This is a genomic window from Serratia sp. BNK-10 (genome assembly GCF_047456065.1).
In the GTDB taxonomy this organism is placed as follows: domain Bacteria; phylum Pseudomonadota; class Gammaproteobacteria; order Enterobacterales; family Enterobacteriaceae; genus Serratia; species Serratia ureilytica.
The window spans coordinates 4,746,866-4,761,567 of record NZ_CP179894.1; the positions used below are offsets into that span (position 1 = coordinate 4,746,866).

Sequence of the window (14,702 nt, forward strand, 5' to 3'; positions counted from 1 at the left end):
TTGAGAGACTCTATGACAGGTTACTCTTCATCCCAGTACATCTACGGAGGGATAAATTTCAGCCGTCATGTTTCAATTTTCAGCTTGTTCCAGATTGTTAAAGAGCAAAATACTTCGCAGCATACTGTCGCCAATATACTCTGAAGTATTGAAATACCGGACTATATGGTGGAGCTAAGCGGGATCGAACCGCTGACCTCCTGCGTGCAAGGCAGGCGCTCTCCCAGCTGAGCTATAGCCCCATACAGTCACGTGCAGTACCTTTTCCACTTACAAGAAGTGGTAGGCCTGAGTGGACTTGAACCACCGACCTCACCCTTATCAGGGGTGCGCTCTAACCACCTGAGCTACAAGCCTATAAAGGTATTTCTGCTCGTTACTTTCTATCAGACAATCTGTGTGAGCACGCCACGCGAACTAATATCTTTAGGTAAGGAGGTGATCCAACCGCAGGTTCCCCTACGGTTACCTTGTTACGACTTCACCCCAGTCATGAATCACAAAGTGGTAAGCGCCCTCCCGAAGGTTAAGCTACCTACTTCTTTTGCAACCCACTCCCATGGTGTGACGGGCGGTGTGTACAAGGCCCGGGAACGTATTCACCGTAGCATTCTGATCTACGATTACTAGCGATTCCGACTTCATGGAGTCGAGTTGCAGACTCCAATCCGGACTACGACGTACTTTATGAGGTCCGCTTGCTCTCGCGAGGTCGCTTCTCTTTGTATACGCCATTGTAGCACGTGTGTAGCCCTACTCGTAAGGGCCATGATGACTTGACGTCATCCCCACCTTCCTCCAGTTTATCACTGGCAGTCTCCTTTGAGTTCCCGGCCGAACCGCTGGCAACAAAGGATAAGGGTTGCGCTCGTTGCGGGACTTAACCCAACATTTCACAACACGAGCTGACGACAGCCATGCAGCACCTGTCTCAGAGTTCCCGAAGGCACCAATCCATCTCTGGAAAGTTCTCTGGATGTCAAGAGTAGGTAAGGTTCTTCGCGTTGCATCGAATTAAACCACATGCTCCACCGCTTGTGCGGGCCCCCGTCAATTCATTTGAGTTTTAACCTTGCGGCCGTACTCCCCAGGCGGTCGATTTAACGCGTTAGCTCCGGAAGCCACGCCTCAAGGGCACAACCTCCAAATCGACATCGTTTACAGCGTGGACTACCAGGGTATCTAATCCTGTTTGCTCCCCACGCTTTCGCACCTGAGCGTCAGTCTTCGTCCAGGGGGCCGCCTTCGCCACCGGTATTCCTCCAGATCTCTACGCATTTCACCGCTACACCTGGAATTCTACCCCCCTCTACGAGACTCTAGCTTGCCAGTTTCAAATGCAGTTCCCAGGTTGAGCCCGGGGATTTCACATCTGACTTAACAAACCGCCTGCGTGCGCTTTACGCCCAGTAATTCCGATTAACGCTTGCACCCTCCGTATTACCGCGGCTGCTGGCACGGAGTTAGCCGGTGCTTCTTCTGCGAGTAACGTCAATTGATGAACGTATTAAGCTCACCACCTTCCTCCTCGCTGAAAGTGCTTTACAACCCGAAGGCCTTCTTCACACACGCGGCATGGCTGCATCAGGCTTGCGCCCATTGTGCAATATTCCCCACTGCTGCCTCCCGTAGGAGTCTGGACCGTGTCTCAGTTCCAGTGTGGCTGGTCATCCTCTCAGACCAGCTAGGGATCGTCGCCTAGGTGAGCCATTACCCCACCTACTAGCTAATCCCATCTGGGCACATCTGATGGCAAGAGGCCCGAAGGTCCCCCTCTTTGGTCTTGCGACGTTATGCGGTATTAGCTACCGTTTCCAGTAGTTATCCCCCTCCATCAGGCAGTTTCCCAGACATTACTCACCCGTCCGCCGCTCGTCACCCGGGGAGCAAGCTCCCCTGTGCTACCGCTCGACTTGCATGTGTTAAGCCTGCCGCCAGCGTTCAATCTGAGCCATGATCAAACTCTTCAATTAAAAGCTTGATGTGCTTCCACTCGAGAAGCGGTGCTCAAAGATTTACTGCATGAATTTTACTTCAGTTAGTCACTCTTCAAGACTTGATATTTTTTTGCATCCGAAGATGCTGGATATCGTCTTGTGGAGTGCCCACACAGATTGTCTGATAAATTGTTAAAGAGCAGTGCCGAGAAACTCATCGGCGCGGGCTGCGTATATTACGCTTTTCACCCGGAGAGTCAAGCGTTTATTTCGCTTTCTTCTCGCTAACCCGGCGGCTTGTCAGTCGTTGTTCCCGGTCAGTGGAGGCGCATTATAGGGAGTTCTCGGCGGGCCGCAACCCCTATTTTCAATATTTTTTCCGACCGTTGAATGTTTAACCAAAACACCGTTAAAGCGGCAGTTTTTTCAACGATTTAAAGCCATAGCCCTGCAAAACGGGCAATAAAGCGTCAGTATCTTCATCTAACGCCATGCAATACGCCAGATTCTCTTCCTGGCTCGAGACCAGGTTTTCCTGCGTAGAGATGAGCCAGGCGGTGCGACGGGCAATCGCCGCGCCGGAATCCACCAATCGGGTGCCTTCCGGCAACACCTGCATCAGCTCTTCAGCTAAAAGAGGGAAATGGGTGCAGCCCAGAACGACCGTATCCGGCGGCTCGCGCATGCTCAGCCACGGATGCAGGATCTTCTTCAGCACCGGTAGCGGCACGGCTTCGCCATGCAGCTTGGCTTCCGCCAGCTCCACCAGTTCTGAAGAGCCCAGCAGTTCAATCTTGCAGTCGGTGGCGAAACGGGAAATCAGCTCATGGGTGTAGCTACGCTGTACGGTGCCGCGGGTCGCCAACAGGCCGACAATGCCGTTGACGGTAAGACGGGCCGCCGGTTTGATGGCGGGCACCACGCCCACGACAGGGAAACTGAAACGCTCGCGCAGGGCCGGCAAGGAGACCGTGCTGGCGGTGTTGCAGGCGATGACGACAATCGCCAGAGGATGACGCTGCTGCACCGCGCCGACAATCTCCAGCACGCGCTCAACGATAAACTCTTCTGACTTCTCGCCGTAGGGGAACGCCACGTTGTCGAACGCGTATATATAGTGGAGATCCGGCAGCAACTGCCGAATCTCCTGATACACCGACAGCCCGCCGACGCCGGAATCGAAAACCAGCACCGTCGGGCGAGGTGTGGCGGTGCTGTTAGAAGGTATAGCTTCCAGTGAGGTAGTATTCTCTTCCTGGAGTAGCGTAGCCATAGGCCGTCTCATAATCTTTATCAAACAGGTTGGCAATTCTACCACGAACTGTCAGATGAGATGTGACCGGATACGAAACTGCGAGATCCCACAGGCTCACGCCGCCGAGTTTAACGCTCTGTTCCGGATAGGTACTGTAATCCTTGTCATAACGTTGACCCAGATATTGATAAGTCACCGCCCAGTCAAAGTCATACAGCTGCCAGTCCAGCTCATATTTCACCTGCTGCTTGGCGCGCCGCAGCAGCACTTCATTGGTCTTGGCGTTGCGAGGATCGACATAGTCATAACCAATCTGATGCGTCAACGGGCCGGTATCAAATGAGGCCGTAGCTTCAATCCCTTTGATGGTCGCCTTACCCACGTTGTAATAGACGTAGTTGGTTTCCCCCGTGGAATCGATCAAATTGTCGATGTCGTTGCGATAACCGGAGATGCGCCAGGTCACCGGGCCGGTCAGCCCTTCAAAGCCACCTTCCCACTGCTTGCTTTCTTCCGGTTTCAGATCGGTGTTGTTACCGAAGTTGCCGTATAGCTGGCTCATATTCGGTGCTTTGAACGCCGTGCCATACGACGCGATAAAACGGTATCCCTCGACGAATTCCCAGGCCGCGCTGGTTTGCCAGGTGCCATGCCAGCCAAACTCGGAATGATCGTCACCTCGAATCGCGCCTTCCAGCGTTACCGGGCCAACCAGTTGCTGCGCAGTCAGATAGATGCCTGCATCACGTTGGCTTTTTTCACCCTTCACGGTGGTGGAATCCGGTTTGATTTTCTGTTGCTGCCAGTCGACGCCAGAGCTTACGGTACCCTGTCCAACCTGCAGCGTATTGCCCCACTGCAGGTTGTACTGTTCGGAATCCACCAGGCTGGCCGAGCTGTCATGCATGCCGAGGCGAGGATCGTAATCGTAATCCTTGCTATGGCTGTAGCTGCCAATCACTTGTGTTGCGTAAATGCCTTCTTTATAGCGCAATCCGGTATCCCAGGTTTGGCTATACAGTTTGCGCGTATCCAGCAGAGGGCTGGTCGGTGAGGAATAATAACTATCATACGCCGTGCGGTTGTCGTAACCATACCCGCGCACAAAACCGCTGACCGATTCGCTGAACTGGTGCTCAAGCGCACCATACAGCGACTTACTCATAAAGCCATCGCGATCCTGCTGGCTTTGCATGCCGGTGCTGCCGTAGGCCACCACGTCATACCCTTTGGTGTAGGTGTAGTCACCCGCCACCGTCGCCACGGTGCTGTCGCCCAACTGCTGTTGGGTCGACGCGTCATAGGATTGATAGCCGTTGGAGCCGACGCCGGCAGCCAGCGTGGTGCCGTTCTTTTCACGCGTGGTAATAATGTTGACTACGCCGCCGATGGCGTCGGAACCGTATACCGCCGAGCGCGGGCCGCGGATGTATTCGACTTTCTGCACCAACGAAATCGGGATTTGGCTAAGGTCAGAAGAGCCGCTGACGCCCGCCTGATTAAGGCGAATGCCGTCAATTAGCACCAGCACGTGGCTGGAGTTGGTGCCGCGAATAAACAGCGAGCTCTTTTGCCCCAACCCGCCGTTTTGGCCAACGTCCACGCCCGGCAAACGGCGCATCACGTCGGTCAGGCTCTTGGCCTGCCAGCGATCGATATCGTTGCGGGTGACGATGGTGGTCGGCGCCAGCACGGAAGAAACCGGCTGCGGGAAACGGTTGGCGGTAACCACCAGGTTATCGCCATTCGTGGCTGTGGTGTTGTCTTGCGCCCATCCAGAAAAAGCCGTGACGGAAGAGACCACCGCCAGCAGCGTATTTTTTGTAATTGTCATGAGAAAAGCATCCAAACTTAATTGGCGGATGCCGCAGGATCATGGCCGGTAGTTCGCGACGGCCACGGACATTGCGACGTAACACCGGCAGGTCTTCGGGCTTGGGATTTGCGGGCCGCGGGGCGCGACCGGCAACGGGCGATGACTTCCCATCCTGCAGTGGACAGTGTCTGCGTCGAAACGCTATCGCCGTGACTTCCCCTTACCGCTGCGCGTCAGCTCCGGATTCACACCGGATTCCCTTTTCACTCGCTGCTTGAGGCCGGACGGCAATGCTACGATCAATGCAAATAGATGTCTAGACTGCCATTAATGTTACAAATAATAAACGCGACAAAACTGGACTTCACGGGCTGATTCCCTACAATCCCCGCTGATCAAATTTGCCTGACGAGAAGAAACACATGACGCCCGAGAATTTGCCTATTGAACGTTACGATGACCAACTGGCGGAGAAAGTCGCCCGCCTGAAGACGTTGATGTCACCGTTCGCGGCGCCCGAGCCGGAAGTGTTCCGCTCGCCAGTCGACCACTACCGCATGCGCGCCGAATTCCGCATCTGGCACGACGCGGAAGACATGTATCACATCATGTTCGATCAGCAGACCAAGCAGCGTATTCGCGTCGATCAGTTCCCGGCGGCCAGCGAGCTGATCAACCGCCTGATGACCGCCCTGATCGCCGCGCTGAAACCGGAGCCGATCCTGCGCCACAAGCTGTTCCAGATAGATTATCTGTCGACGCGAAGCGGCAAAATCATCGCTTCGCTGCTGTATCACCGCAAGCTGGATGACGTTTGGCAACAGCGCGCCGAGCAGTTGCGCGACGAGCTGCGCGCGCAGGGTTTCGACCTGCAGCTGATCGGCCGAGCGTCGAAGACCAAGATCATGCTCGACCAGGATTATGTTGACGAAGTGCTGCCGGTCGCCGGCCGCGACATGATTTATCGCCAGGTGGAAAACAGTTTCACTCAGCCCAACGCGGCCATGAACGTGCAGATGCTGGAGTGGGCGTTGGCGGTCACCGCCGGTTCCAAAGGCGATTTGCTGGAGCTGTACTGTGGCAACGGCAACTTCTCGCTGGCGCTGGCGCGCAATTTCGAGCGCGTGCTGGCGACCGAGATCGCCAAACCGTCGGTGGCGGCGGCGCAGTACAACATCGCCGCCAACCATATCGACAACGTGCAGATCATCCGCATGGCGGCGGAAGACTTCACTCAGGCGATGAATGGAGTACGCGAATTCAACCGGTTGAAAGGCATCGATCTGAGCGGCTACAACTGCGAGACGATTTTCGTCGATCCGCCGCGCAGCGGGCTGGACGATGAAACGGTGAAGATGGTGCAGGCTTACCCGCGCATTCTGTATATTTCATGCAATCCGGAAACGTTGTGCGCCAACCTGGAAACGCTGCAGGCCACCCACCGGGTCAGCCGTCTGGCGCTGTTCGATCAGTTCCCTTATACCCATCACATGGAATGCGGCGTGTTGCTGGAAAAGCACCGCTGATATGACAGGGGCGCCATGATGGCGCCCCGTTTCATTACGATTCTTGAGTCGGCGCATCCGGCGCCTTGCGCGCCTTCAGTTTCATGCCGATCCACAGCACCAGCGCCACGCAGATCACCGACGGCAGGAAGTTGGAGCCGATCTGCGGATACTCGGCGCGCACGATGGCGCTGTACAACAGCAGCCCCAGCAGGAAACAGGCCGCCGCCAGCTTCGGCATGCCGTCCGGCATGGCGCGGTTCAGGTAACGCTGATGCAGGCAGTACACCGCCAACACCAACGCGATCAGCGGGAAGATCGAAAACGGCACCACCGAGCTGAACAGCGCGGCAAAGGAACCGTTGATCGAAAGGCCGGCAATCAACGCCAGCAGTAAGGTGCCATTTTCACGGCCTGGTTTTTCCATCATTTTTTACCTTTTTTATACGTGGGACACAGAAGCTTTTTCTTGTTCGCGACGATACCAGTAATACGCCCCTTTGGAGATCATCCGTAGCTGCAGCACCAGCCGTTCTTCCAGCTGCTGCCGCTGCTCGACGTCGATATCCAGCGCTTCCGCGCCGGCGCTGAACACGATGGTGACCATCGCTTCCGCCTGCGCTTCGGTAAAGCTGCGCGGCATGTGATTTTCCAACTCGAGGTAATCCGCCAGTTCGGCGATGAAATGCTGGATCTCGCGCGCCACCGCCGCACGGAATGCCGCCGACGTGCCGGAGCGCTCGCGCAGCAGCAGGCGGAAGGCGTTCGGGTTGTTGCCGATAAACTCCATAAAGGTGGACACCGAAGTGCGGATCACGCTGCCGCCTTTGGCGATGCGTTGGCGCGCCTGGCGCATCAACTGACGCAGCATCAGGCCGCTTTCATCCACCATGGTCAGCCCCAACTCGTCCACATCGCGGAAATGGCGATAAAACGACGTGGGCGCGATGCCCGCCTCGCGTGAAACTTCCCGCAGGCTCAGACTGGCGAAGCTGCGTTCGGCGCTCAGCTGGCTGAAAGCGGCTTCGATCAGGGAACGACGAGTCCGTTCTTTTTGTTGTGCTCTGACGCCCATATGCATATCCGGATAGGTTCCATTTTCTCAGTCTAACGCCCTAGACTCGGCAATATAGCAAATTTTATTGCAACAGCATTTATACTAACGCGCTCTATCACACTTCCGCCCTGAGCCGATTGTGCTTTGACTCAAAAAGCCTAATGGTGATTGGGTGAGCAGCGCTATGATGTTAAGATACCGTTGTAATCTTGTATAAAAAAACAGGTCTCTCCTACATGCAACAGCACTATCAATTTGATGCCATTGTGATTGGCTCGGGCCCTGGTGGTGAAGGTGCCGCCATGGGGCTGGTGAAACAAGGCGCCCGCGTGGCCGTTATCGAACGGTACAATAACGTAGGCGGCGGATGTACCCATTGGGGCACCATCCCCTCCAAAGCCCTCCGCCACGCCGTCAGCCGCATTATCGAATTCAACCAGAACCCGCTTTACAACAACTCGCGCACGCTCAGCGCGACCTTCCCTGACATTTTACGCCACGCCGATAACGTCATCAGCCAGCAGACCCGAATGCGCCAAGGGTTCTATGAGCGGAACCAGTGCAAACTGTTCGCCGGCGACGCGCGCTTCATCGACGCCAACACCGTCAGCGTCAGCTACATGGACGGCACCCAGGACACCATCCGCGCCGATCACATCGTGATCGCCTGCGGTTCGCGTCCTTACCATCCGGCCAGCGTCGATTTCAATCACCCGCGCATCTACGACAGCGACTCCATTCTCGAGCTGAGCCACGAACCGCGCCACGTGATCATTTACGGCGCCGGGGTGATCGGCTGCGAGTATGCGTCCATCTTCCGCGGCCTGAACGTCAAGGTCGATCTGATCAACACCCGCGATCGCCTGCTGGCGTTCCTCGATCAGGAGATGTCGGATTCGCTCTCTTACCACTTCTGGAACAACGGCGTGGTGATCCGCCACAACGAAGAGTTCGAGAAGATCGAAGGCACCGAAGACGGCGTGATCGTGCACCTGAAGTCCGGCAAGAAGGTGAAAGCGGACTGCCTGCTGTACGCCAACGGCCGTACCGGTAACACCGATTCGTTAGGGTTGGAGAACGTCGGCCTGGAGTCGGACAGCCGCGGGCTGCTGAAAGTGAACAGCATGTATCAAACCGCGCTGTCGCACATTTATGCGGTCGGTGACGTGATCGGCTATCCGAGCCTGGCTTCCGCCGCCTACGATCAAGGCCGCATCGCCGCGCAGGCGATCGCCTCCGGCGAAGCCAGCGGTCACTTAATCGAAGATATCCCGACCGGCATCTACACCATTCCGGAAATCAGCTCCGTCGGCAAAACCGAGCAGGAACTGACCGCGATGAAGGTGCCGTATGAAGTGGGCCGCGCCCAGTTCAAGCATCTGGCGCGCGCGCAGATAGCCGGGATGAACGTCGGCAGCCTGAAGATCCTGTTCCATCGCGACACCCTGCAGATCCTTGGGATCCACTGCTTCGGCGAGCGTGCGGCGGAGATCATCCACATCGGCCAGGCGATCATGGAACAGAAAGGTGAAGGCAATACTATCGAGTATTTCGTTAATACGACCTTCAACTATCCGACCATGGCCGAAGCCTACCGGGTGGCGGCGCTAAACGGCTTAAACCGCCTGTTTTAACGCGCTGTCGATGTAGCCCTGCATGTGTTCGCGGATCGCCTCGGCCAGTTGCTCATAACGGCTGCGCAAAGGGGAGCCGGGGCGGTACACCAGCGCGATGGTGCGCTTCGGCTCCGGCTTGTAGCAATCCAGATAGCAGACGCCGTCGCGTTCGCGCTGCGGCGGTACCGCCAGTGACGGCAGCAGGGTAATGCCGCTGCCGGCCGCGACCATATTGCGCAGCGTTTCCAGACTGGTGGCGCGGAAGTGGGTATCTTCGTCCGCGCCCGCCTGGAAGCAGAAGCCCATCGCCTGATCGCGCAGGCAGTGGCCATCCTCCAGCATCAGCAGTTTCTCACCCGCCAAATCCGGCATCGGCACGCGCTCGCGCTGCGCCCACGGGTGATCGGAGTACACCGCCAGCTTCATCGGTTCATCGAACAAAGGCACTTCGATAAACGCCTCGGTTTCCTTAACCAATGCCAGAATGGCGCAGTCCAGTTTGCCGCTGTCGAGTTGCGCCAGCAGCTGATGGGTTTGCGCTTCGTGCAGGTACATTTCCAGTTTCGGGAACGTTTTGTGCAGCGTCGGGATGATCTGCGGCAGCAGATAAGGCCCCACGGTCGGGATCAGGCCGATGTGCAACGGTCCGGACATGGCTTCGCCCTGCTGGCTGGCCATCTCCTTCAATACTTTCACTTCTCGCAGCACGGTACGCGCCTGCTCCACCAGCAACAGACCCGCCTGGGTGAACAGCACCTTGCGGCTGGTGCGTTCGAGCAGCATGACGCCCAACTCGTCTTCCAGCTTGCGGATCTGCCCGCTCAGCGTGGGTTGGCTTACATGGCATGAATCGGCCGCGCGGCGGAAGTGCCGGTGCTCGGCCAAGGCGACCAGATACTCTAAATCACGAATATTCATTGTTTCCCTCCATTCCATGATAGCTCATGGCGATAGATAAGATAGCAATGAGCGATTAGATCTATCAAGTCCCAGCGACAATAATGTGTCCCAACGAAGCGATATCGCGCTAAATGCTAAAAATTACTTTTCCTAATTAAGGGGTTAATCAATGTTTACCAGTCAAGAAGGCAAGAAAGTTCCTCAGGTTACTTTCCACACCCGTCAGGGCGACCAATGGATTGATGTGACCACTGATGACCTGTTCAAAAACAAAACCGTCATTGTTTTCTCGCTGCCGGGCGCGTTCACGCCGACCTGTTCTTCGAGCCACCTGCCGCGCTACAACGAACTGTCCAGCGTATTCAAGCAGCACGGCGTCGACAGCATTCTTTGCGTCTCCGTGAACGACACCTTCGTCATGAACGCCTGGAAAGCCGACCAACATGCGGAAAACATCACCTTCGTGCCGGACGGCAACGGTGAATTCACCAAAGGCATGAACATGCTGGTCGAGAAAGCGGATCTGGGCTTTGGCCCTCGTTCATGGCGCTACTCGATGCTGGTACGCAACGGCGTGGTCGAGAAAATGTTTGTCGAGCCGAACAAGCCGGGCGACCCGTTTGAAGTGTCCGACGCCGACACCATGCTGAAATACCTGGCGCCGGAATTCAAAGTGCAGGAATCGGTCTCCCTGTTCACCAAACCGGGCTGCCCATTCTGCGCCAAAGCCAAGCAGATGCTGCAAGAGCGCGGCATTCAGTATGAAGAGATCGTGCTGGGCAAAGACGCCACCACCGTCAGCCTGCGCGCCGTCAGCGGCCGCGCCACGGTGCCGCAGGTCTTCATCGGCGGCCGTCACATCGGCGGCAGCGACGATCTGGAAACATTCCTGTCAGCTTAATAAGTAATAACAAAGCCAACGTGAACTTTGGCGGGCTACGGCCCGCCCTTTTTTTACCTTTCAGGAGCGGATATGAAACTGTTGAACGTTGATGTCGCGGTCATCGGCGGCGGCACCGCAGGGCTCGGCGCCTATCGCGCGGCCAAACTGTCTACCCCCAGCGTGGTGATGATTGAAGGCGGGCCGTACGGCACCACCTGTGCGCGCGTTGGCTGCATGCCATCCAAATTACTGATCGCCGCCGCCGAAGCGGTGCATCAAATCGAACGTGCGCCGGGCTTTGGCGTGCACCCAACCGGCAAAACGCGTATCGACGGACGCGAGGTGATGGCGCGCGTCAAACGCGAACGCGATCGTTTCGTCGGCTTCGTGCTGGAAGGCGTGGACGAGATCCCGGCCGCCGACAAAATTCAGGGCTATGCCCGCTTTATCGACGACAACACGCTGCAGGTCGATGACCATACGCGCATCGTGGCGCAGCGCATCGTGATCGCCACCGGCTCTCGCCCCAGTTGGCCGGCGCCGTGGAATGAACTGGGCGATCGCCTGATCGTCAACGACGATCTGTTCAACTGGGATGACTTGCCGCAGTCCGTGGCGGTATTCGGCCCCGGCGTGATCGGGCTGGAGCTGGGGCAAGCGCTGCACCGCCTCGGCGTCGACACCAAGGTCTTCGGCATCGGCGGCGCCGTCGGGCCGCTGACCGACAGCGCCGTGCGCGATTACGCTGCGAAGGCGCTGGGGGAAGAGTTCTACCTCGACGCCGACGTGAAAGTGGAGATGATGCAGCGCGAAGGCGACCGCGTATTTATCCGCTATCAGGATCTGCAGGGCCAGTCGCAGGAGATCCTGGTGGACTACGTGCTGGCCGCCACCGGCCGCCGCCCCAACGTCGATCGGCTGGGCCTCGAAAATACCGGCCTGCAGCTCGACGCTCGAGGCGTGCCGCTGGCCGACCGCCTGACGATGCAAACCAGCGTGCCGCATATCTTTATCGCCGGCGACGCCAGCAACCAGCTGCCGCTGTTGCATGAGGCCAGCGATCAGGCGCGCATCGCCGGCGCCAATGCCGGCAGCTTCCCGGAGATCAATCCGGGTCTGCGCCGCAGCGCGATTTCGGTGGTGTTCTCCGATCCGCAGATCGCCATGGTCGGCTCGACCTTCCGCGAGCTGAGCGAGAAGTTCAGCGCCTGCGGCTGTTTTGAAGTGGGCAAGGTCTCGTTTGAGAATCAGGGCCGCTCGCGGGTGATGCTGCGCAACAAGGGCGTTCTGCACGTTTACGGCGAGCAAGGCACCGGCCGTTTCCTCGGCGCGGAAATGATCGGCCCGGACGCCGAACACATTGCGCACCTGTTAGCCTGGGCGCACCAACAGCAGATGACCGTCGATCAGATGCTGGACATGCCGTTCTATCATCCGGTGATCGAAGAAGGCTTGCGCACTGCGCTGCGCGACCTGCAGGCGAAGCTCAAACTCGGCACGGCCGAAATCGAGCGCTGTCAGCGCTGTCCGGGCGAATAACGCCTCCTTCTCCATTCACACCTACCGGGCCTTCAGGCCCGGTTTTTTTGCGCAGCGCTTTCCAGATTTTCCTCCCTCCTCTTGCCTCACGGCCCTCCTGCGCTCATTTTTTATGCTTTGATATTGAAGTGATATCAATAATAATACTAAAATGGAGGCAGCATGAACGAGATCAGGGATGACATCGCTGATTTGCAACAGCGGCAGAACAGCATCAAATTCGCCGAGTTAGCGAAAATCTGCGTGCGATGGTTTGGGCCGCCGCGCATAAACGGTAGCAGCCATCACGTTTATCGCATGCCCTGGCCAGGCGATCCGCGCATCAATATCCAACGCGGCAACAACGGCGCGGCCAAGGCATATCAGGTTAAGCAGGTCATCGCCGCACTGGCCAGAATGGAGGAAGAACATGGAAAAGCATGAACACTATACCTATCGCATCACCTGGTCAGCGCAAGACCGTGAATATGTCGGGCTGTGCGCCGAATTCCCCTCGTTGTCCTGGCTGGCCGCCACGCGTACCGGCGCATTGGAGGGTATCGAGAAAGTGGTGAGCGAAACGATCGCCGACATGCTGGCACAAGGCGAAACGCCGCCGCAGGCGTTGGCGGAGAAAAATTTCAGCGGCAAACTGGTGCTGCGCATGACGCCGGAACAGCATCGCCGGCTGGCGATCGGCGCGATGGAAGAAGGCGTGAGCCTGAACCGTTATCTCTGCGCACGCCTGGCGGGGTAAAGGTTCAAGGGCGGCGCCAGGCCGCCCTCGTCGTCAAGCCAAACGCTGTTTCGCTGCGGCGATGGCCGCGGCCACCTGCTGCGGCGCGACGCCGCCTTTGGCCGCACGTTTGTCCAGGCAGGATTGCAACGCCAGGATCGGATAGACATCGTCGCCAATCGTCGCGCTGAACTGCTGCAAATCCGCCAGCGGCAGCGCTTCCAGCGGTTTGCCCTGGCGAATGGCTTCTACCACCGCCTCACCGACGATATGGTGCGCTTCGCGGAACGGCACGCCTTTGGCGACCAGGTAGTCCGCCAGCTCGGTGGCATTCGCATAACCCTGCTCCGCCGCTTCCCGGCAGCGCGGGCGCTTCACCTGAATGCCGTCCAGCACCAGCGCCGCCATCTGCAGGCAGTCCATCCAGGTGTCGAGCGCGTCGAACAGCCCTTCTTTGTCTTCCTGCATGTCTTTGTTGTACGCCAGCGGCAGGCCTTTCAGCGTCATCATCATGCCGGTCAGCGCGCCCTGTACGCGGCCGCACTTGCCGCGGATCAGCTCCAGCGCGTCCGGGTTTTTCTTCTGCGGCATCAGCGAAGAGCCGGAGGTCACGCGGTCAGACAGCTCGACAAACGCCGCCTCGCCGCTGTTGAAGAAGATCAGATCTTCGGCGAAGCGCGACAGGTGCACCATGCTGATGGCGGCGTTGGACAGCAGCTCCAGCACGTGATCGCGATCGGATACGCTGTCCAGGCTGTTGCGGGTCGCCGAGGCAAAACCCAGCCAGCCGGCCAGCTGCTCGCGATCGATAGGATACGCGGTGCCGGCCAGCGCGCCGCTGCCCAGCGGGCTGACGTCCAGCCGTTTCAGGGTATCCTGCAGGCGGCTTTCATCGCGCGCCAGCATCTCGACATAGGCCAGGCACCAGTGCGCGAAAGTCACCGGCTGCGCGCGTTGCAGATGGGTATACCCCGGCATCACCGCATCCTGGTTGGCTTCGGCGGTCTCCACCAGCGCCTGCTGCAGCTGGACGATCGCCTGATGCAGATCGCCGATCTGCTGTTTGCACCACAGCTTCAGATCGGTCGCGACCTGATCGTTGCGGCTGCGGCCAGTGTGCAGCTTCTTACCCAAATCGCCGACCTTCTCGATCAGCTTCTGCTCCACCCAGCTGTGGATGTCTTCGGCATCGCTTTGGACGATCGCCAAAGGATCGGCCTGGACTTCCGTCAGCAAGGCATTCAGCGCCTGCTCCAGCTGCTGTTGCTCCGTTGCCGTCAACACGTTAACGGTCACCAGCGCCTTCGACCAGGCCACCGAGCCCACGATATCTTGCTCCGCCAGGCGATAATCGAACCGCAGTGAATCGTTGAGTTGCTTGAACCGCTGATCCGCCGCCTGAGTGAACCGTCCGCCCCAAAGTGCCATACCTTTACTCCTGAATTTTTATGCGAAAGGGCGCAGCATGCTGCGCCCTTG

General features: G+C 57.8%; 12 protein-coding genes, 2 tRNA genes, 1 rRNA gene and 1 riboswitch. Of the genes, 6 read left to right on the forward strand and 9 right to left on the reverse strand.

The window, feature by feature from the left end; genetic code table 11:
* Nucleotides 1-166: 166 nt before the first annotated feature.
* The 5 genes from ACMGG9_RS22795 to btuB all read right to left on the reverse strand — a co-directional run bounded on the left by ACMGG9_RS22795 (nt 167) and on the right by btuB (nt 5,026).
* Nucleotides 167-242: transfer RNA gene (locus tag ACMGG9_RS22795), tRNA-Ala, on the reverse strand.
* 38 nt (nt 243-280) lie between these two features.
* Nucleotides 281-357, reverse strand: a tRNA-Ile gene (locus ACMGG9_RS22800).
* A gap of 74 nt (nt 358-431) precedes the next feature.
* Nucleotides 432-1,973 (reverse strand): 16S ribosomal RNA (locus ACMGG9_RS22805).
* A 373-nt stretch (nt 1,974-2,346) separates the two neighbouring features.
* Nucleotides 2,347-3,210, reverse strand: coding sequence for a glutamate racemase (gene murI, locus ACMGG9_RS22810; RefSeq protein ID WP_033652199.1), 864 nt, complete (start codon nt 3,208-3,210; stop codon nt 2,347-2,349).
* Nucleotides 3,155-5,026 (reverse strand): TonB-dependent vitamin B12 receptor BtuB, encoded by a 1,872-nt coding sequence (btuB, locus tag ACMGG9_RS22815; protein WP_033652200.1) that lies wholly within the window; start codon nt 5,024-5,026, stop codon nt 3,155-3,157. Before btuB ends, murI begins: the two co-directional genes overlap by 56 nt.
* 68 nt (nt 5,027-5,094) lie before the next feature.
* Nucleotides 5,095-5,308: riboswitch (cobalamin riboswitch) on the reverse strand.
* A 122-nt stretch (nt 5,309-5,430) separates the two neighbouring features.
* Between btuB and trmA the strand changes: the two genes are divergently transcribed.
* The gene (trmA, locus tag ACMGG9_RS22820) at nt 5,431-6,534 is read left to right on the forward strand and encodes a tRNA (uridine(54)-C5)-methyltransferase TrmA (protein ID WP_047025843.1); all 1,104 of its coding nucleotides are present in this window, start codon (nt 5,431-5,433) and stop codon (nt 6,532-6,534) included.
* 34 nt (nt 6,535-6,568) lie between these two features.
* On the opposite strand, the gene ACMGG9_RS22825 is transcribed toward trmA, so the two are convergent.
* On the reverse strand, nt 6,569-6,940 hold the full coding sequence (locus ACMGG9_RS22825) for a YijD family membrane protein (RefSeq protein ID WP_025304650.1): 372 nt from the start codon (nt 6,938-6,940) through the stop codon (nt 6,569-6,571).
* 15 nt (nt 6,941-6,955) lie between these two features.
* Complete coding sequence (fabR, locus tag ACMGG9_RS22830) at nt 6,956-7,588, reverse strand: HTH-type transcriptional repressor FabR (RefSeq protein ID WP_004931044.1); 633 nt, start codon at nt 7,586-7,588, stop codon at nt 6,956-6,958.
* A gap of 218 nt (nt 7,589-7,806) precedes the next feature.
* On the opposite strand from fabR, the gene sthA reads away from it, so the two are divergent.
* Nucleotides 7,807-9,204 carry a Si-specific NAD(P)(+) transhydrogenase gene (sthA, locus tag ACMGG9_RS22835; RefSeq protein ID WP_004931047.1) on the forward strand — a complete coding sequence of 466 codons (1,398 nt, stop codon included), beginning with the start codon at nt 7,807-7,809 and terminating at the stop codon, nt 9,202-9,204.
* On the opposite strand, the gene oxyR is transcribed toward sthA, so the two are convergent.
* Nucleotides 9,187-10,104, reverse strand: coding sequence for a DNA-binding transcriptional regulator OxyR (gene oxyR / locus ACMGG9_RS22840; RefSeq protein WP_033652202.1), 918 nt, complete (start codon nt 10,102-10,104; stop codon nt 9,187-9,189). The genes sthA and oxyR overlap by 18 nt on opposite strands.
* Before the next feature lie 151 nt (nt 10,105-10,255).
* Between oxyR and ACMGG9_RS22845 the strand changes: the two genes are divergently transcribed.
* The 4 genes from ACMGG9_RS22845 (at nt 10,256) to ACMGG9_RS22860 (ending at nt 13,244) form a co-directional block, all read left to right on the forward strand.
* Complete coding sequence (locus ACMGG9_RS22845) at nt 10,256-10,987, forward strand: glutathione peroxidase (protein ID WP_015379403.1); 732 nt, start codon at nt 10,256-10,258, stop codon at nt 10,985-10,987.
* A gap of 72 nt (nt 10,988-11,059) precedes the next feature.
* Entirely contained in the window at nt 11,060-12,508 is a 1,449-nt protein-coding gene (locus tag ACMGG9_RS22850) for a dihydrolipoyl dehydrogenase (RefSeq protein ID WP_033645220.1), read from the forward strand.
* A gap of 162 nt (nt 12,509-12,670) precedes the next feature.
* Entirely contained in the window at nt 12,671-12,931 is a 261-nt protein-coding gene (locus ACMGG9_RS22855) for a toxin HicA (RefSeq protein ID WP_033652203.1), read from the forward strand.
* Entirely contained in the window at nt 12,918-13,244 is a 327-nt protein-coding gene (locus ACMGG9_RS22860; protein WP_033652204.1) for a type II toxin-antitoxin system HicB family antitoxin, read from the forward strand. Before ACMGG9_RS22855 ends, ACMGG9_RS22860 begins: the two co-directional genes overlap by 14 nt.
* Nucleotides 13,245-13,277: 33 nt before the next feature.
* On the opposite strand, the gene argH is transcribed toward ACMGG9_RS22860, so the two are convergent.
* Nucleotides 13,278-14,651: an argininosuccinate lyase gene (argH, locus tag ACMGG9_RS22865; RefSeq protein WP_004931059.1), complete on the reverse strand. Its 1,374-nt coding sequence runs from the start codon at nt 14,649-14,651 to the stop codon at nt 13,278-13,280.
* Nucleotides 14,652-14,702: the final 51 nt, after the last annotated feature.